This is a genomic window from Arthrobacter sp. PTI12 (genome assembly GCF_056679915.1).
Map to the genome: position 1 here is coordinate 1,527,068 of NZ_CM155256.1, position 15,881 is coordinate 1,542,948.

Annotated in this window: 18 protein-coding genes; 9 read left to right on the forward strand and 9 right to left on the reverse strand. The window is 65.0% G+C overall.

The window, feature by feature from the left end; all coding sequences use genetic code 11:
* The first annotated feature begins 171 nt into the window (after positions 1-171).
* The 6 genes from AC1MBU_RS07505 (at position 172) to AC1MBU_RS07530 (ending at position 3,726) form a co-directional block, all read left to right on the forward strand.
* Positions 172-498, forward strand: a complete 327-nt coding sequence (locus AC1MBU_RS07505) for a YciI family protein (RefSeq protein ID WP_346028917.1) — start codon at positions 172-174, stop codon at positions 496-498.
* 29 nt (positions 499-527) lie between these two features.
* Positions 528-1,859, forward strand: coding sequence for an RNA polymerase sigma factor (locus AC1MBU_RS07510; RefSeq protein WP_346028793.1), 1,332 nt, complete (start codon positions 528-530; stop codon positions 1,857-1,859).
* Positions 1,856-2,194, forward strand: a complete 339-nt coding sequence (locus AC1MBU_RS07515; RefSeq protein WP_479789657.1) for a YciI family protein — start codon at positions 1,856-1,858, stop codon at positions 2,192-2,194. Before AC1MBU_RS07510 ends, AC1MBU_RS07515 begins: the two co-directional genes overlap by 4 nt.
* Positions 2,161-2,799 carry a hypothetical protein gene (locus AC1MBU_RS07520; RefSeq protein ID WP_346028795.1) on the forward strand — a complete coding sequence of 213 codons (639 nt, stop codon included), beginning with the start codon at positions 2,161-2,163 and terminating at the stop codon, positions 2,797-2,799. Before AC1MBU_RS07515 ends, AC1MBU_RS07520 begins: the two co-directional genes overlap by 34 nt.
* Positions 2,800-2,866: 67 nt before the next feature.
* Positions 2,867-3,346 carry a mycothiol transferase gene (locus AC1MBU_RS07525; protein WP_346028796.1) on the forward strand — a complete coding sequence of 160 codons (480 nt, stop codon included), beginning with the start codon at positions 2,867-2,869 and terminating at the stop codon, positions 3,344-3,346.
* A 26-nt stretch (positions 3,347-3,372) separates the two neighbouring features.
* Positions 3,373-3,726 carry a YciI family protein gene (locus tag AC1MBU_RS07530; RefSeq protein WP_479789658.1) on the forward strand — a complete coding sequence of 118 codons (354 nt, stop codon included), beginning with the start codon at positions 3,373-3,375 and terminating at the stop codon, positions 3,724-3,726.
* On the opposite strand, the gene AC1MBU_RS07535 is transcribed toward AC1MBU_RS07530, so the two are convergent.
* Positions 3,723-4,397, reverse strand: coding sequence for a TetR/AcrR family transcriptional regulator (locus AC1MBU_RS07535; protein WP_479789659.1), 675 nt, complete (start codon positions 4,395-4,397; stop codon positions 3,723-3,725). The two genes, AC1MBU_RS07530 and AC1MBU_RS07535, sit on opposite strands and share 4 nt — an antisense overlap.
* Positions 4,398-4,519: 122 nt before the next feature.
* Here AC1MBU_RS07535 and AC1MBU_RS07540 point away from each other — a divergent pair, with 122 nt between their 5' ends.
* Together AC1MBU_RS07540 and AC1MBU_RS07545 are read left to right on the forward strand one after the other, a co-directional pair.
* Positions 4,520-5,575, forward strand: a complete 1,056-nt coding sequence (locus AC1MBU_RS07540) for an NAD(P)-dependent alcohol dehydrogenase (RefSeq protein ID WP_479789660.1) — start codon at positions 4,520-4,522, stop codon at positions 5,573-5,575.
* 85 nt (positions 5,576-5,660) lie between these two features.
* Positions 5,661-6,170 carry a DUF6326 family protein gene (locus tag AC1MBU_RS07545; RefSeq protein ID WP_479789661.1) on the forward strand — a complete coding sequence of 170 codons (510 nt, stop codon included), beginning with the start codon at positions 5,661-5,663 and terminating at the stop codon, positions 6,168-6,170.
* A 19-nt stretch (positions 6,171-6,189) separates the two neighbouring features.
* Here AC1MBU_RS07545 and AC1MBU_RS07550 read toward each other — a convergent pair whose 3' ends face one another.
* From AC1MBU_RS07550 to AC1MBU_RS07570, 5 genes are all read right to left on the reverse strand, one after another.
* Entirely contained in the window at positions 6,190-6,960 is a 771-nt protein-coding gene (locus tag AC1MBU_RS07550) for an amino acid ABC transporter ATP-binding protein (RefSeq protein ID WP_479789662.1), read from the reverse strand.
* Entirely contained in the window at positions 6,947-7,612 is a 666-nt protein-coding gene (locus tag AC1MBU_RS07555) for an amino acid ABC transporter permease (protein WP_428831057.1), read from the reverse strand. Before AC1MBU_RS07555 ends, AC1MBU_RS07550 begins: the two co-directional genes overlap by 14 nt.
* Before the next feature lie 131 nt (positions 7,613-7,743).
* Positions 7,744-8,574: an amino acid ABC transporter substrate-binding protein gene (locus AC1MBU_RS07560; RefSeq protein ID WP_056548705.1), complete on the reverse strand. Its 831-nt coding sequence runs from the start codon at positions 8,572-8,574 to the stop codon at positions 7,744-7,746.
* 183 nt (positions 8,575-8,757) lie between these two features.
* Complete coding sequence (locus tag AC1MBU_RS07565; protein ID WP_277359852.1) at positions 8,758-9,030, reverse strand: hypothetical protein; 273 nt, start codon at positions 9,028-9,030, stop codon at positions 8,758-8,760.
* A 95-nt stretch (positions 9,031-9,125) separates the two neighbouring features.
* Positions 9,126-9,722 (reverse strand): LysE/ArgO family amino acid transporter, encoded by a 597-nt coding sequence (locus tag AC1MBU_RS07570; RefSeq protein WP_056548702.1) that lies wholly within the window; start codon positions 9,720-9,722, stop codon positions 9,126-9,128.
* Positions 9,723-9,792: 70 nt separating this feature from the next.
* Here AC1MBU_RS07570 and AC1MBU_RS07575 point away from each other — a divergent pair, with 70 nt between their 5' ends.
* Positions 9,793-10,683 (forward strand): LysR family transcriptional regulator ArgP, encoded by an 891-nt coding sequence (locus AC1MBU_RS07575; RefSeq protein ID WP_277359853.1) that lies wholly within the window; start codon positions 9,793-9,795, stop codon positions 10,681-10,683.
* 80 nt (positions 10,684-10,763) lie between these two features.
* Here AC1MBU_RS07575 and AC1MBU_RS07580 read toward each other — a convergent pair whose 3' ends face one another.
* Genes AC1MBU_RS07580 through nirB form a run of 3 tightly spaced genes read right to left on the reverse strand, consistent with a single transcriptional unit; the run spans position 10,764 to position 15,669 of the window.
* Entirely contained in the window at positions 10,764-11,912 is a 1,149-nt protein-coding gene (locus AC1MBU_RS07580; RefSeq protein WP_428831058.1) for a uroporphyrinogen-III synthase, read from the reverse strand.
* Complete coding sequence (cobA, locus tag AC1MBU_RS07585; protein ID WP_471673554.1) at positions 11,909-12,985, reverse strand: uroporphyrinogen-III C-methyltransferase; 1,077 nt, start codon at positions 12,983-12,985, stop codon at positions 11,909-11,911. The genes AC1MBU_RS07580 and cobA overlap by 4 nt, the downstream gene beginning before the upstream one ends.
* A 29-nt stretch (positions 12,986-13,014) precedes the next feature.
* The gene (gene nirB / locus AC1MBU_RS07590; RefSeq protein WP_479789663.1) at positions 13,015-15,669 is read right to left on the reverse strand and encodes a nitrite reductase large subunit NirB; all 2,655 of its coding nucleotides are present in this window, start codon (positions 15,667-15,669) and stop codon (positions 13,015-13,017) included.
* Positions 15,670-15,881: the final 212 nt, after the last annotated feature.

Genomic DNA, 15,881 nt, shown 5'->3' on the forward strand with positions numbered 1-15,881 from the left:
CAGCCAGACCAAGGTACCGCACCCTGTTCGAAAAAGAACCGCCTTGGTTACTTCTTATGGATTGCCCGGTTGCGGCAGTGTGGAAAGATTCTTTTCGCCAGGTGTCCTTTTAGCGATGTCTTGTACGTCGTGCTGGTGTATCAACCGAAAGAAGGAGCCATCGTGGAGTACATGCTATTCATTTGTGCGGATCCTTCAGCGCCAAAATATGTGGCCGCTGAGGACAACATCGAACAGTGGGGGGCCGAAATGGATGCGCGCGGTGTCACCCGTCACGGTGACCGCTTGCGTCCCGTGGAGGACGCGACCACCGTTACGGTTCGTGGAGGCGAAGTAGTGGTTTCCGACGGACCGTTCGCCGAAACCAAGGAATGGATTGCGGGCTACGACATCATCGCCTGCACCGATCTCGACGAGGCCATCGAGGTGGCATCGAAACATCCCATGGCGCGCTTCGGCAAGATCGAAATCAGGCCGGTGTGGCCGCTCGGGGAGTAGGCGTTCGGCCCATCTCGAATACTGAAGTGGTGACCGGGCAGGTGGAGGTGCAGACCGCTATCGAGATGGCCTCCGCCGCCGAAACCGCGCGAATCACCGCAGCCCTCATCCGCATCACGGGCGACTGGAGCCTTGCCGAGGATTGTCTTCAGGATGCGTTCGCGCGAGCGCTTGTCGATTGGCCGGTGCGTGGCATTCCCACAAACCGCGGGGCCTGGCTAACCACCGTCGCCAAGAATCGCGCGATCGATCGTTTGCGCAGTGCTGCCAGTGAAAAAAGGGTGATGCGCGAACTCGCGATCCTCACTGAACTCGAAGAGTTGCCGGAGGAGCCCGGCACAGACTCTGCTGCCGACGACGACCGGTTGCGTCTGATTTACACCTGTTGCCACCCGGCACTGCCGCTCGATGCCAGGGTCGCGCTGACCCTGCGTACGGTCGCCGGTCTCACCACAGGTGAGATTGCGCGCGCGTTCCTCGTCTCGGAAGCGACCATGTCGAAGCGACTCGTCCGGGCCCGCGCCAAGATCCGGAACTCGGGAATTCCGTATCGTGTGCCGCCACCGGAACTGATCTCCGAACGCACTGCCGGCATCCTGGCCGTGCTCTACCTCATGTTCAACGAAGGCTATTCGGCCACTGGAGACAGTACGTTGATCCGCGAGCCTCTTGTCCGGGAAGCGATACGCCTGACGCGGCTCCTGATTTCCTTACTCAACGGTTCCCCTCAAGAGCCGGAGGCGTTGGGCCTCCTGGCGCTGATGCTGTTCCATCATGCCCGGAGAGGGACGCGAACAGACGCAGCGGGTGACTTGGTGACGCTGGAGGAGCAGGATCGCAGTTCGTGGGACAGGGCTGCGATTGCGGAGGCTATGGCGCTGCTGGCGGATGCCGAGCAATTGGGTATCTCACGCCGTTCCCAGCCCGGGACCTACAGTCTCCAAGCCGCCATCGCTGCCTGCCACATGACCGCCCCCGACGCCGGCAGCACGGACTTCGGACGGGTGGCCGCGTTGTATGACCACCTGGGCCAGATTGCACCGTCGCCGGTCATCGAGCTCAACCGTGCCGTCGCCGTCGCCATGTCCCAAGGGCCGGAGGCCGGTCTGGCGCTCATTGCGCCGCTGGAGCGGGCACGAGCTCTTGACGGGTACTACCTCCTGCCCGCAGCGAAAGCTGACCTTCTGCGGCGTCTCGGCAGAAGGACGGAGGCCCACAGCGAATATCAGCGGGCACAGGAACTAGCGCCATCGGAGGTCGAGCGCCGCTACCTCGGCAAGCGCCTCGCGGAAACAGCCCCGGGCCCCTCATCCGCAGTCAACCAGAACAAGTGCCCGAAACCGGGCGAAGGAGAAGAATGAAACACCTGCTGCTGATTCCGAACAACCCTGACACCTGGAAGACAATCGACCCGGCCGAGATCGATGCGATCATGCAGGCCCACACCTCGTTGCAACAGGAGCTGCTGGCCTCCGGAGAGTTCGTGGAGGCCAATGAGCTGAGCGAGGAGGCGAGGTTCGTCACATCGAACGGCGGCAAGTACACCGTGACGGACGGTCCGTTCATTGAAACCAAGGAATTCATGGCCGGGTACTACATCGTCGATTGTGTAGACATGGAACGCGCCGTCGAAATCGCCGGACAGCTCGGAGAGGCAAAACGATGGCCGATCGAGATACGCCGAATCAACTCATAGCTCAGCGGTTCGTTGTGGAGCGTCTCGTTCCCGTCATCGCTTTCTGCGGCCTTTCCGCTGTTGTGCTCCTCGCGCTGAGCTGGGGTGGCCTGATATTTGTGATCGGTGATGTTGTTGTCCCCGCATGGGTAATCAGCGCCGTCTTCTGCGTCATGTCACTTGTGTTTGCGCTCTTCGATCGGCGAAGCCGCGTCAAGCTCCAGAGGAAGCAGGAAGGCAGTGGCAGCTTGCGCAAGAGCCGGCCGCGAGTCTTCACTGCCCACGTACTTACAACCCTGGGCGTCGCAGGTTGTGTACTCGCCATTGTGTGGGACGTAGCGTATAGCGTTACGTACACGGTGTTGACGCCGGCGGGGTCGGACGGATGTCAGGCAGTTGTTCGAGAGGCATCATTTCTCATGGCAGGTGGTGGGGAAATTTACGCAGTGCACAGTGCAGGCATTGGATGGCGCAGCGGTTCCTGGACAGCTGACGACGGCGTTCGTCCGATCGAGGCCGGGCAGTACGAGTTGTCCTGGGGCACAACTGGAACGCTCGTCGTCCGGGGCGATGGGAATGATCCTGTCTGGCCCGCTGTGCACGATGTCCGGTGCTTCGAAATCTGAATGCATTTCTTCACACGTTAGGAGTGCTGACTATGGCTGAACCACTCTTCGGTTGCGAGCCTCAGGCATGAGTGACGAGCTACTGCTTACGCAACTGGCCAGCGAACGCGATCATGTGCTGAACGCCGTGAAAGGGCTGACCGAGGCCGAGATGAGTAGAACGCTCGTCCCGTCAGGATGGACCGTCACGCGATTGCTGAACCATCTCGCTTTCGACGACGAGATGTTTTGGATCTCGGCCGTTCTTGGCGGGGACCCCGAGGCGATTTCAGCCCTCCACAACGGATGGGCATCCCGGCCCATGACCGGCGCCGAAGCGGTCAGAATTTACAAGCACGAGATCCGGCGAAGCAACAGAATCCTGGCGAGAGTCGACCTGAATGAACCGCCACGCTGGTGGCCCCCGGCCAGCGAGTTCGCCGCCCCACCCATGCTCGAGGGGCGCGAAGTCGCCTTTCGGGTGCTGTCAGAGACATCCACGCACGCAGGTCACCTCGACGTCGTGCGTGAGCTAATCGACGGGCATCAAAATCTCGTCGTAAATTAATCCACCGCCACGAAAGGACCATCACAGTGCCGCAATTCGCAATCCTCATCTACGCAGACGAGTCCCTCCATGCTGTCGACGCAGCGGAGGCCGAACTCGAAGAGAATGACCGGCATGCGGAGGACCTTTCAGCGTCCGGCACCATGTCGCTCGCTTATGCCCTGACCCCTCGAGCTAGTGCGGTGTCCATCCGGCGGGACGGCACAAGCCATGGACCGTTTGTCCAAGCCGACCAGTTCGTGGCCGGGTTCTACGTCATCGAAGCTCCGGATCTCGACGCCGCTATGGCTATTGCCCGCGTGAACCCAGCGGTGCGCACTGCCACCGGGGGCGTCGAAGTCCGCCCTGTACACAGCGGGGGCATCACCGCCAGTAGCTAGGCGGATTCTCGTAGGGGTTCGAGGGCGGCCAGGATGAGGTCGAGGCCGAAGATGAACTCCTCCGCCGGGTCGTAGCCGGCAGCGACGAGCGCCGCGGCGGACTCGTTGAGGTAGGGGAACTCGTCAGGAGGAAGCTGGGGCAGGTACACCTCCTCGCCCATATCCGCGAATTCCTCGGCGGTGTCAAACGGCAGGCTGGCTTCCTGCAAAGCGAAACCGTAGACATAGCTGTCGAGCAGCCAGTTGGCGTGGGTCGCCATCAAGACCGGGAAGCCGGCCCTCCGCAGACAGGCGGTGACCGCTTCGTGGTGGCGTAGGTTCGCGGGCCCGGGCGATGTCCGTGACTCCAGCAGGCCGATAGCCCACGGGTGCCGTGCGAGAACCTGTCGGGTGGATACGGCCCGCTGTCGCATCGCGGACTGCCAGTCGGTCTCCACGGGCGCGAGCTCGATCTCCCCGAATACGACGTCGATCATGACATCCAGCAACTCCTCCTTGCTTGCCACGTAGTGATAGAGCGACATCGCGCCCGCGCCGAGCGCGCCAGCCAGCCGGCGCATGCTCAGCCCGTCGACCCCCTCGCGGTCGGCAAGCCGCATCGCCTCGGCTACCACCCGTTGCTTGCTCAGCCCCGCGCCTGACGCGACCTCACTTTGCTTTTTCGCAGACACCGATCTCCTTGCTTTTTCAAAGGTCTTGACAATAGTACACCGTACGAGCATCGTATACGTACAGCGTACGTCGTACGGTGTACGGGTGGCGAGAGTCGCCGCTCGGACGGGAGGAGGCTCCTGTGGGAATCGAACGAAAATCGAATGCCGGTGCATCCCTGATGTCCGGTGCGAGTCTGGCTGGGGGAGCGACAATGCGGGCCGCCGTCCAGCACCGCTACGGGCCGCCGTCAGTCCTCGAAGTATCCGAGGTCGGGGTGCCGCTGCCCGGTCGAGGCGATGTGCTCGTCCGGGTACGCGCAGCCTCGGTACACCCCGGCGACTACTTCGTCATGACCGGGAAACCGTACCTGGTGCGCCTGGCGTTCGGGCTCCGACGGCCACGCCACGGCACCCCTGGTATGGACCTCGCCGGCGTGGTGTCGGCGGTCGGGAAGGATGTCACCACTCTCCGCCCCGGCGACAAGGTGTTCGGCTGGAGCACGGCTGGAGCGCTCGCGGAGTACGCCTGCGTCCCGGCGAAGAACCTTGTTCCCATGCCTGCGCATCTGTCGGTGGTGGAGGCGGCTGCGGTGCCCACCTCGGCCATGACGGCGTTGCAGGCATTGCGCGACATCGCGAATGTCCGGCCGGGCCAGACGGTGCTGGTCACGGGCGCGTCGGGCGGCGTAGGCTCCTTCGCCGTCCAGATCGCCAAGGCGTTCGGCGCCGAGGTGACGGGTGTGTGCAGCACCCGCAACGTCGACCTGGTGCGGTCGCTCGGCGTCGACCACGTCGTGGACTACACGAGCACCGACTTCACGAGCACCGATTCAACCCGCACGGGGAAGCGCTACGACGTCATCCTCGACAACGTGGAAGCCCACCCCCTGGCCGCTGTCCGTGAAGCGCTGACGCCTACCGGCACCCTTATACCCAACAGCGGACGCGGCGGCCGCTGGCTCGGCCCCATCGCTCGGATTGTCAAAGCGCGCGTGCTGTCCGGCTTCACCCGTCAGCACCTGAGGCCTTTTACATCGCTTGGGAAGCGCCAGGACCTGCTCACCCTGGCCGATCTGCTCACGGCCGGGCGGGTCAGGCCCCTCATCGACCGCACCTACCCCCTCGACGAAGCTGCCGACGCCCTCCGCTACGTCGGGGCCGGCCACACCCAAGGGAAGGTCGTGATCACCGTCTGAGAACCGGACCGACTCAGCCCGTACGTATTACTCCCAGACCTGCCGCCACTTTGGTGGACCGACCACCCCTCACGAAAGAAAACCGATGACCATCCGAACGAACACCCCGAAACTGCTCGACAACCCTCCAGTCCCCGTCCAGGCCAAGCTCGCGGCCGCCTGGACCAGCTTGATGTTCTTCGTCATCTACATCGACTACTTTCACCTCTATAAGCCCGGCGCGATCGACCAGATCCGGGGTGGCGAAATCTATGAGTTCGACATCAGCGGGTTCTTGTTGACCATTTTCGTTGTGGTCATAGGGATCCCGGCCCTGATGATCCTGCTCTCCATGACCCTGTCAGCCCGGATGAACCGCGCCGTGAACCTCATCGTGGCATCCCTCTACATCCCCGTGATGGTGTTCAACGCGGCCTCGACGGACTGGGAATGGGCCTCCTTCTACGCCCTGTCCATCGGAATCGAGGTGCTGATCCTGGCCTTCATCCTGCGCTCCGCCTGGACCTGGCCACGAACGCCCGCCAACGCAGCCGGCCCCGCAACGGACTCCGAAATGACTCAGCGGTCTCGAGATACGAGGACCAACACAGTATGAGTACGCCGAAGGACGTCCCCTAGAACGGGTGCAGCAACCGGTGCACGAACCGCCGGGTCCGTTCCTCCCCGGGATCGCGCAACACCGTCTCAGGCGGGCCGTGCTCAACCACCACGCCGCCGTCCATGAAAACCACTTCGGTGGCCACCTCGCGGGCAAAGGCAAGCTCATGCGTGACAAGCACCATGGTCCAGCCCTCGTCAGCCAGCTCCTTGATGACGGAGAGGACCTCGCCCACCAGTTCGGGGTCCAGGGCCGAGGTGGGCTCGTCGAACAGCAGCAGCGTGGGACGCAGGGCGAGCGCGCGGACAATGCCCACGCGCTGCTGCTGACCGCCGGACAGCTCGTGCGGGTACTGGTCCTTCTTCTCCGCGAGGCCTACGCGGCCCAACAGTTCCTCTGCCTCTTGAACAGCCTCCGCCTTAGGCCGGCGCTGCACCTGCACCGGGCCTTCGATGACGTTTTCGAGCACCGTCTTGTGCGGGAAGAGGTTGTAGTGCTGGAACACCATGGCGCTGCGGTCCCGCAGCGCTGCGAGTTCGCGCTTCGATGCGCCTGATCCGAAGTTGACCACCGGGCCGCCGTCGAAAGTGATGCGGCCGGCGTCGGGAATTTCCAGTCCGTTAAGGGAACGCAGAACCGTGGTCTTGCCGGATCCGGAGGGCCCGACCAACGCCACCACGCCGCCCTGGGCAACCGACAGGTCAATGGAGCGCAGCACCTCGTTGTCCCCAAAGGATTTCCGGAGTCCCTCGACTTTCAATACCGGCTCAGGATTAGTGGGCGACATAACGGTCCAGCCTCTTCTCGATTCGTGATTGTCCAGCCGAAAGGACAAGACAGAAGACCCAGTACACGGCCGCGGCCTCAACATAAATCAGCATGAACTGCTGGCTGAACGCGGCGATTTCCTGGGCCTGGCGGAACAGCTCGGTCACCAGGATTACTGATGCCAGTGAGCTGTCCTTCACCAGCGAAATGAACGTATTGGACAGCGGCGGCACGGACACCCGGGCTGCCTGCGGCAGGATGATGCGCCGCAGGGCCAGCGTGCGGGACATGCCGATGGTGTGCCCGGCTTCCCACTGGCCGCGCGGTACGGAGAGGATGGCCGCCCGGATGATCTCGGCAGCGTAACCGCCCACGTTGAGGGAGAACGCGATGATGGCGCTCGGCCAGGGCGGAATGGTGAGGCCGATCGACGGCAAGCCGTAGAAGATCACGAACAGCTGCACCAGCAGGGGAGTGCCGCGGATCACGGAAACGTAAGCTCTGCCGATCCCGGAGGCGATCCGGTTGTTGCTGAGCCGCATGAGCGCCACCAGCAACGCCAGGATGAGTCCCAGGGCCATGGACGCCAGCGACAGGGGAATGGTGCCCTTCAGGCCGCCCTCGATGAGTGGCCAGAGCGAGGTCAGGGCCAGATCCCAGTCGATGTCCATAAGCTCCTACGCTATCCCAGTGGCTGATCGTGATTTCTGCATGAAAACGCACACACAAACGGCGGGCACCGCGGAGGCTGCGTGCCTCGCGACCGGTGCCCGCCGTCGTCGTACTGGTTACTCTGCGCTGATTACTCGGCGCTGACGTCCTCACCGAAGTACTTCTCCGAGATCTCGGCCAGCGTGCCCTCTTCGCGGAGCTCGGCGAGGGCCTCATTCACGGCCTCAACAAGCTCGTCGCTGCCCTGGCGGAAAGCCAGCGCGCTGCGGGACTGCTCGTCGGTCTCCGCGACCACCTTGATGTTTTCGTTGGGGGTGGACTTCTGGTAGTCGAGGAAGGTGAGCTCGTCATTGATGGTGGCGTCAACGCGGCCCTGCTCCAGCAGGGTCACTGACTGCGCCCAACCCTCAACGGCCTCAACCTGGGCGCCGCTTTCCTCCGCCAGCTCGTACCAGTTGCTGGTGAGTGACTGCGCCGTGGTCTTGCCTGCGAGATCCTTGAACGAGCTGATTTCGCTGTTGTCAGCCGAGGTCACAATGACGCCGTTGCTGTAGGTGTAGGGCTCGGAGAAGGCGTAGGCTTCCTCGCGCTCCGGGGTGATGGAGACCTGGTTTGCGATGACGTCGAAGCGGCCCGCCTCGAGTCCGGCGAAGATGGCGTCCCACTGGGTCTCTTCGAACTCTGCTTCAACGCCGAGCTTCTCGGCGACGGCGGTGATGACCTCGACGTCGTAGCCGGTCAGCTCGCCGGCGCCGCCCTCGTGGTAGGTGAAGGGCTTGTAGGTGCCCTCGGTCCCGACGGTCAGCACGCCGGACTCCTGGATCTCAGCGAGCGTGGTGCCGCCGGCAGACTCGGTGGCCGCGCCCGTGGCGGTGTCGGAGGAAGCAGATGAACCGCAACCGGCAACCGCAAAGAGGATGGCGGTAGCGGCGCCGAGCAGCGGAAGACGGCGAGAAATCATGGAGGTATCCTTTGACGCTTGAACGGAAAGCTTGGACTGCCCGGGTACGGGAGCTATCCATTCCAGCAGTCGACGGCGCGTCGTTATTCCCCCGCGTAACAGTGCGTAACATAGCGCTGAGGCGGTCAGGGCAAGCAAAAAGGGGCCCGCCTCTGCGGACCCCTCCTCACCAAATACGCGGCGTTAGGCCTTACGGTCGCCCTTTGCCATCCGGTAGCCGGAATCTGAACGGCCCATGATGGTCTGCGGAATCCAGAACGCAAGGAAGAAAAGTGTGAGGCACACCGCAAACGGCCACACATTGGTGCGCTCGAAAAATGACAGCACATAGATGGACGCGGCGAAGAGGATGAACATCACCACGAAAGCAACAGCGGCGGTCAGGCCGTGGCCCTCGCCGGAGTGCTCGGGGCGCTTGTTGTTCTTGTCGCGGGTTGTGCCTACCGGGTGTGCCATGAGTCTCCTCGATCTGATGCGTGGCCTGTCTACCTTAACTCTAGCGCCCGCGGCAGGTTTCCGGGGGCTGGTGCGGACGGGGCAGAACGCCGGCCTCAGCCCACGATCAGCTTGACCGCAAGCGCCAACATCACCACGCCGATGACCACGTCCACCACCCGCCAGGTTCGCGGACTCTTCAACACACCCGAGAGCGCCCGGGCACCGAAACCGAGGGCGCAGAACCAGATAATGCTCCCGACGACGGCGCCGGCCGCGAATACCCACCGGGTCCCCTCTCCCTGCTGGTTGGCCAGGCTTCCAAGCAGGACGACGGTGTCCAGGTAGACATGCGGATTGAGATAGGTCAGCGCGAGAGTGGTGGCAACCACCGACCCGCGGCTCCGCGGCGCTTCCGCTGTCAGGGCCGCCGGCTTCAGCGCCGAGCGGAAGGAGCGGACGGCGAACCAGGTCAGGTACACAGCGCCGCCCCACCTCAGGATGTCGAGGATGGCAGGGAACTGCGAGACCAGCGCGCCGATCCCCGCGGTGCCTCCGAGGATGAGCGCCGCATCGCTGACAATGCACAGCGCCACCACCACTCCCACGTGTTCCCGCCGGATGCCCTGCCGCAGTACGAATGCGTTCTGCGCGCCGATGGCGATGATCAGGGCAAGGCCCGTCAGCAGGCCGGTGCCCCAGATGCTCAACATGGGATCAACGCTATTCAGCGGAAGCAGTGTAGACAAACGATAGATTCTGCGCATGCATTAGGTTTGCTTCATGCAGTTCGAACAGTTGCGGGCTCTTGCGGCCATCATCGACGAGGAGTCCTTCGAGGCTGCCGCAGACACTCTTCGCATCACCCCCTCCGCGGTCAGCCAGCGCATCAAGGCACTGGAAGCCTCGGTAGGCCAGATTGTGGTGCGCAGGGGCATACCCTGCACTCCGACTGATGCGGGTTCGGTGCTGCTCCGCATGGCTCGACAGGTGCAGATCATCGAGGCTGAGACCCGTTCTGCCCTTGGCCACGGTGAAGCAACCCGAACCGTCACCCGGGTTGCAGTCAACGCCGATTCGCTGGCCACCTGGTTTGTCCCCGTCCTGGGCGAGGCTGCCGGCTGGACGGACACCACGCTGGACCTGCGCGTGGAAGACCAGGACCACAGCAGCAGGCTCCTCCGGCAGGGCGACGTCATCGGCGCCATCACCTCGGATCCCGCCCCGGTGAACGGGTGCCGGGCTGAGTTGCTTGGGTACATGCGGTACCTGCCCGTGGCCACGCCTGCGCTGCGGAATCGCTTTTTGAACGACGACGGCATCGACTTCACCCGCATGCCGGTCCTGCAGTTCAATGCGAAGGATGACCTGCAGCAGCGCTTTTTGCTGTCCCACGGCGTCACTCAGCCTCCGCCCCGACACCTCATCCCGTCGTCGGAAGCGTTCCTCGCGGCACTCCGGGCGGGCCTGGGCTGGGGCATGATTCCCGAGCTGCAACTCGAATCGGACCTCGATCTCGGGGCCCTGGTGCTACTGGAGAAGGACGCGCACGTTGATGTGCCGCTCCATTGGCAAACGTGGACGCTGAATTCGGAGCGGCTGAACCGCATGACGGAGGCCGTCCGCGAGGCGAGTCACCGACTGCGTTCTGGAACTTTCGCGCAGATCCGGTGAGCTGACGGCGTCCGGATCCCGCCGTACCTGCGCAAAAGTTCCGGTTCGCGACCCGGTGGCCAGAGGTCTCATGGGTGTAGTCAGAGCTGCAGGCGGTACCCGCGCTTGATGACCGTCGCCACCAGAGACGCCTCGGGCAGCGTCTTCCGGAGCCGGCTGATGGTCATGTCCAGCGCGTGTTCCCCGGCACCGTCTCCGAGCACGCCGGCCAACTGCTCCCGCGACAGCACCGCACCATTGGCCTCGACCAGCGCTCGGAAGAGGCTCATCGGCGCAGGTGCCAACTCGACAGGATTCCCGTCAATCCGCAGGTTCTTCCCACGCAGCTCGATCAGCCCGTAGCGGCTCGGGTACTGCAGCACGCGATGCTGGCCCAGGTACTCACCGACCAAGCGGATCAGCGCTCCCATGCGGAACCGTTCCGGAATCAGCGGCGACACTCCCGCCTCCACCAGCGGCTGCGCAGTCACCGGCCCGACGACGGCGGCCGCCACCGGCCCTCGAAGTGCCGCCAGGAACGCGTCCCGGCAGCCCATTTCGGACGCTGTGCTCAGCACGGCGTCGACGGCCGGAGCGCTGGTGAACGTCACAACATCCAGCCCGCCGTTGCAGACGGCCTCAATGAGCCGGGGCAACTGATTCGCGCCGGCGGGCTTTACCCAGCGGTACGGGGTTGCGGTCAGAACGTCGGCGCCTGCCCGCCGCAGCCGGTCGAGCTGCCGATAATCGGTGTAGCCGTGGAGTTGGACGGCGACGGTCTTTCCTCGCAGCTCCAGTCCGAGCATCATGTTCACCAGCGACGCCGTGGTCTCATCAGCGCTGATGCCGGCGTCCGTCAGCCCGGCCGCCCGCACGGCACCGCGTGCTTTGGGCCCACGGACGTAAATCTTTGACTCACCGAGCACGGCCAGCAACGCTTCCCCGACTCCCGCGGCGTCCGCAGCCTCCGACCAGCGGCGTAGCCCGTACGCCGTGGTGATCACGGCGTAGTCCGGCCGAGCTGCAATGATCTGCTGCGTGTCCTCGACGAGCGGCAGGTCAGCTGCCACGGGAGCGATCTTGAGCGCCGGCGCGTGCATCACCGTAGCGCCGCGCCGCTCCAGCGCGTCAATGAGGTCAGCCGAACGCCGATCGGACGTCACGCCGATTCGGAATCCGGCGAGGGAGCCCTCAACCGGTAGATCCGGTGCTTCCGGCGACGGCGTCGATGAGGGCGCTGTCACCGTCACGATGCTCCCAGCGGCTGCGCCAGAACGTGCTCAAGCGTGGCGGAAAAGTCCCGGTGCTGACGCACCACCTCACCGATCACGACGACGGCGGGAGACGCGCAGCGCGCCCGCCCCGCCGCTGTGACGGCGTCACCCAGGGTGGTGACGGTGGTCCGCTGCTCGGGGCTGTAGCCTTTTTCGACGATGGCGACGGGCACGCTCGAAGCCAGTCCGGCCTTGCGCAGGCCGGACGTCAGCTGCGGAAGCGTCCCGATTCCCATCAGCACCACGATAGTGCCGCCGAGCTTCGCCAGCGCCTCAAACTCGGTATCAGTGAGCGGTTGATGACCTGAGATGACGGTGAACGCATGAGCCACCCCTCGATAGGTGACGGGTATGCCCGCGGCCGCCGGAACGGCAATGGAGCTGCTGATCCCCGGCACGGTGGTCACCGGGATGCCCTCCGCCAGGCAGGTGTTGACCTCTTCGCCGCCCCGCCCGAAGACAAACGGATCGCCGCCCTTGAGCCGCACCACGTGCTTGCCCTCGCGCGCCTTGGCGACCATGAGCTTCTCGATCTCCGCCTGACTGACCGGGTGGTGGCCTGGGGTCTTCCCGACGTCGATCAGCTCTGCACCCGGGGCCAGCTGCGGCAGCGTCCGGTACGGTCCCAGTCGGTCATAGAGCACGACGTCGGCCTCCCGCAGCGCCTGCTTCGCCCGCACGGTCAGGAGGTCCTCCACACCTGGCCCGCCGCCGATCAGGGTGACCCTCCCGCCCGTCGTGGCGGGTTCCTCGGAAGCGGTGAGGATCCGGCGCTCGCGGCAGGCCGCACGCAGCGGTTCCCAATCCTGCTCACCGAGGGGAGCGCCGCCGGCTCCGGAATAGCCCGGCATCGTCCTGTCCGCAGTAGCGCCGTCCATCACTACCGCAAGGCTCACTGCGTCCAGCAGCCGCGGCTGGAACTGGGCCGGCGTCGCGATGCGGCGGACTGTCGCTCCACCGGCGGTGTAGCGGCGCACCGTGTGGCGGGCCGCCGTCGTCGTGCCTGCGATAAGGACGGTCAGTCCTGCGCAGTCGAGGGTGAGTTCGATGCCGTTGACGTTGATTCCAGCAGCGGTGCTCATTCTGCTGCCTCCAGCGTCTCCATTGCTTCCAGCGACCCCGGTCTCTGCGGCAGTGCGGCGCGGACCGGGATCCCGGCGCCCAGCAGCACCGGCCCGGTACCGGCCTGCGCGGCTGCACGTTCCTCGTCGGTGGCGGGTCGAATCTGGCCCCGTTCGGGAACATTGGCGATCCAGTCGTCCTTCTCATGCGGGGCGTTGACAAAGGAGCGGAAGCGGCGCAGGCGCTCGGGGTCCTTGAGGGTGGCGGCCCACTCGTCCTCGTAGTTGTCGATGTGGCGGGCCATGGCGGTTTCGAGGTCGTCGGCGATGCCGAGGGAATCGTGGATGATGACGTCTTCGACGTGCTTGAGGCCGCCGTCGAGCTCTGCCTGCCACGCCGCGGTGCGTTGCAGCCGGTCGGCGGTGCGGATGTAGTACATGAGGTAGCGGTCGATGTAGCGGATGAGGGTGTCGTCGTCGAGGTCCTTGGCGAGCAGCTGCGCGTGGGCGGGCGTCGCGCCGCCGTTGCCGCCGACGTACAGGTTCCAGCCGTCCGAGGTGGCGATGATGCCGACATCCTTGCCGCGGGCCTCGGCACACTCGCGGGCACAGCCCGAGACGCCGAACTTCAGCTTGTGCGGGCTGCGCAGGCCCCGGTAGCGCAGCTCCAGGTTGATGGCCATGGCCACCGAGTCCTGGACGCCGAACCGGCACCACGTCGAGCCGACACAGGACTTCACGGTCCGCAGGCTCTTGCCGTACGCCTGGCCGGACTCGAAGCCGGCCTCGACGAGGATCTTCCAGATCTCGGGGAGCTCCTCGAGCCGCGCGCCGAACAGGTCGATGCGCTGGCCGCCGGTGATCTTGGTGTACAGGTTGAAGTCCTGGGCCACCTTGGCAATGACGCCGAGCTTCTCCGGGGTGATCTCGCCGCCGGGGATGCGCGGCACCACCGAGTAGGTGCCGTTCTTCTGCATGTTGGCCAGCGCCCGGTCGTTGGTGTCCTGCAGGATGCCGCGGCCGCCGTCGAGCACGTATTCGGCGCGCTGCGAGGCGAGGATGGAGCCGATGACGGGCTTGCAGATGTCGCAGCCGAGGAGCCCTGATTCGGGGACACCGAAGCGCTCGATGATGCCCTCGAAGCTGTCGAGTTCGAGGACCCGGACGGCCTCGAAGAGTTCCGGGCGGGACATGGCGAAGTGCTCACAGAGTGCCTTGGAGACCTCGATGCCGCTCTTGGTCAGCTCGCCCTCGAGGAGCTTCTTGAGCATCGGCACACAGGATCCGCAACCGGTGCCGGCCTTGGTGCAGCCCTTCAGCGGGCTGAGTTCCCGGACCGGTTCGGAGCCCTCGCAGGTGCCGCAGCCGTTGACGGCGTCGCGGATGGAGCCGGCGGAGACGTTGTTGCAGGAGCAGAGAATGGCGTCGTCGGGCAGCTCGGTCTCGGGGGCCTCACCTGCGCCGGCGGCGGAGAGGTAGGCGCCCGGCTCGGCGCTGAGCTCGCGTCCCAGCAGCGGGCGGAGTGCCGTGTAGGGGGCGGCGTCGCCCACGAAGATGCCGCCGAGGAGGGTCTTGGCATCATCGGTGACCACGAGCTTCTGGTAGAGGCCGCGGGCCGGGTCCGCGTAGACAATCTCGAGGCTGTGCTCGGTCTTCGCGAAGGCGTCACCGAAGCTGGCGACCTCCACGCCGGAGAGCTTGAGCTTGGTGGCGGTGTCGAAGCCGGGGAAGGTTGCGGTGCCGCCGTGCAGCCTGTCGGCGACGATCTCGGCCATGGTGTTCGCCGGCGCCACGAGGCCGAGGCACATGCCCTCGAAGCAGGCCACCTCGCCGATGGCCCAGATGCTCGGATCCTCGGTGGCGCAGGCGTCGTCGATCACCACGCCGCCGCGCTGGCCCATGGTCATTCCGGCGTCCCGGGGGAGCTCATCGCGGGCGCGGACACCGACCGCGACGACCACGAGGTCAGCCGGGATCCGGCGGCCGTCGGCCATGTCGACCCCGGTCATCCGACCGTCCTCAAGCACAAAGCCGGCGGGGAACACGCCGCCGTGTACGGTGAGCCCCTTCGCGGTGATCAGCCGGTCGAGGGCCTGCCCGGCGCCCTGGTCCAGCTGGGTATTCATGAGCCAGGGAGCTCCGTTGATGACGGCGGCGTTGGCGCCGAGGGACTGCATGCCGCCCGCCGCTTCAAGGCCCAGCAGACCTCCACCGATGACGACGGCGTCGATAGTCCGCCCATACTCCTCCGTCAGGCGGGCGACTTCCGCGCGGAGGGTACGGACGTCGTCGACTGTTCGGTAGACATGCGCGGATTCCATGCCGGGAAGCGGTAGCCGGGCAGCGTTGGAGCCGGTGGCGAGAACCAGTTGGTCATAGGGGTACACCTCGCCGGCCTCGGTGGTGACCGTGCGGGCTTCCCGGTCCAGCGACACCGCACGGGAGCCGGTTGCGAGGGTGACGGCCGGGTGGTCCCACATGGTTGGCTCGCCGAGGGTGAGGTCGACGTCGTCGAGCAGTGCCTGGCTGAGGGCAACGCGGTCATACGGCAGCCAGGTCTCCTCGGTGAGGACGGTGACGCAGAACCCGTCCAGCCCACGGGAGACCATGGCCTCGACGAAGCGGTGGGCAGCCGGGCCGCCGCCGACGACGAGGATCTGTTGGAAGTTCATGAGGGGTACCTTTCGCCGCTTTGCAGCTTCCGAACTCAGCCGGTTGCCGCACTTAGGTACCGAGCGTACAGACGCCCAATTGCCCCGCGATTTCGCTTATGTAAACGAAGATTAACTTCACACTCACCGGTGACAGGCGGCTTGGTGAGGTGCGTTTTACGCAGCCGCAACACTTCGGGCGGGAGCGCGTAACGCGGCGTTCGTAGCGTCGG

Coding starts and splice junctions, on each gene's coding strand:
- AC1MBU_RS07545 (WP_479789661.1), top strand. CDS start 5,661: ATGACCATCCGAACGAACACCCCGAAACTGCTCGACAACCCTCCAGTC.
- AC1MBU_RS07525 (WP_346028796.1), top strand. CDS start 2,867: ATGAGTGACGAGCTACTGCTTACGCAACTGGCCAGCGAACGCGATCAT.
- AC1MBU_RS07570 (WP_056548702.1), bottom strand. CDS start 9,722: ATGTTGAGCATCTGGGGCACCGGCCTGCTGACGGGCCTTGCCCTGATC.
- AC1MBU_RS07550 (WP_479789662.1), bottom strand. CDS start 6,960: ATGTCGCCCACTAATCCTGAGCCGGTATTGAAAGTCGAGGGACTCCGG.
- AC1MBU_RS07515 (WP_479789657.1), top strand. CDS start 1,856: ATGAAACACCTGCTGCTGATTCCGAACAACCCTGACACCTGGAAGACA.
- AC1MBU_RS07565 (WP_277359852.1), bottom strand. CDS start 9,030: ATGGCACACCCGGTAGGCACAACCCGCGACAAGAACAACAAGCGCCCC.
- AC1MBU_RS07560 (WP_056548705.1), bottom strand. CDS start 8,574: ATGATTTCTCGCCGTCTTCCGCTGCTCGGCGCCGCTACCGCCATCCTC.
- AC1MBU_RS07575 (WP_277359853.1), top strand. CDS start 9,793: ATGCAGTTCGAACAGTTGCGGGCTCTTGCGGCCATCATCGACGAGGAG.
- AC1MBU_RS07555 (WP_428831057.1), bottom strand. CDS start 7,612: ATGGACATCGACTGGGATCTGGCCCTGACCTCGCTCTGGCCACTCATC.
- nirB (WP_479789663.1), bottom strand. CDS start 15,669: ATGAACTTCCAACAGATCCTCGTCGTCGGCGGCGGCCCGGCTGCCCAC.
- AC1MBU_RS07505 (WP_346028917.1), top strand. CDS start 172: ATGCTATTCATTTGTGCGGATCCTTCAGCGCCAAAATATGTGGCCGCT.
- AC1MBU_RS07520 (WP_346028795.1), top strand. CDS start 2,161: ATGGCCGATCGAGATACGCCGAATCAACTCATAGCTCAGCGGTTCGTT.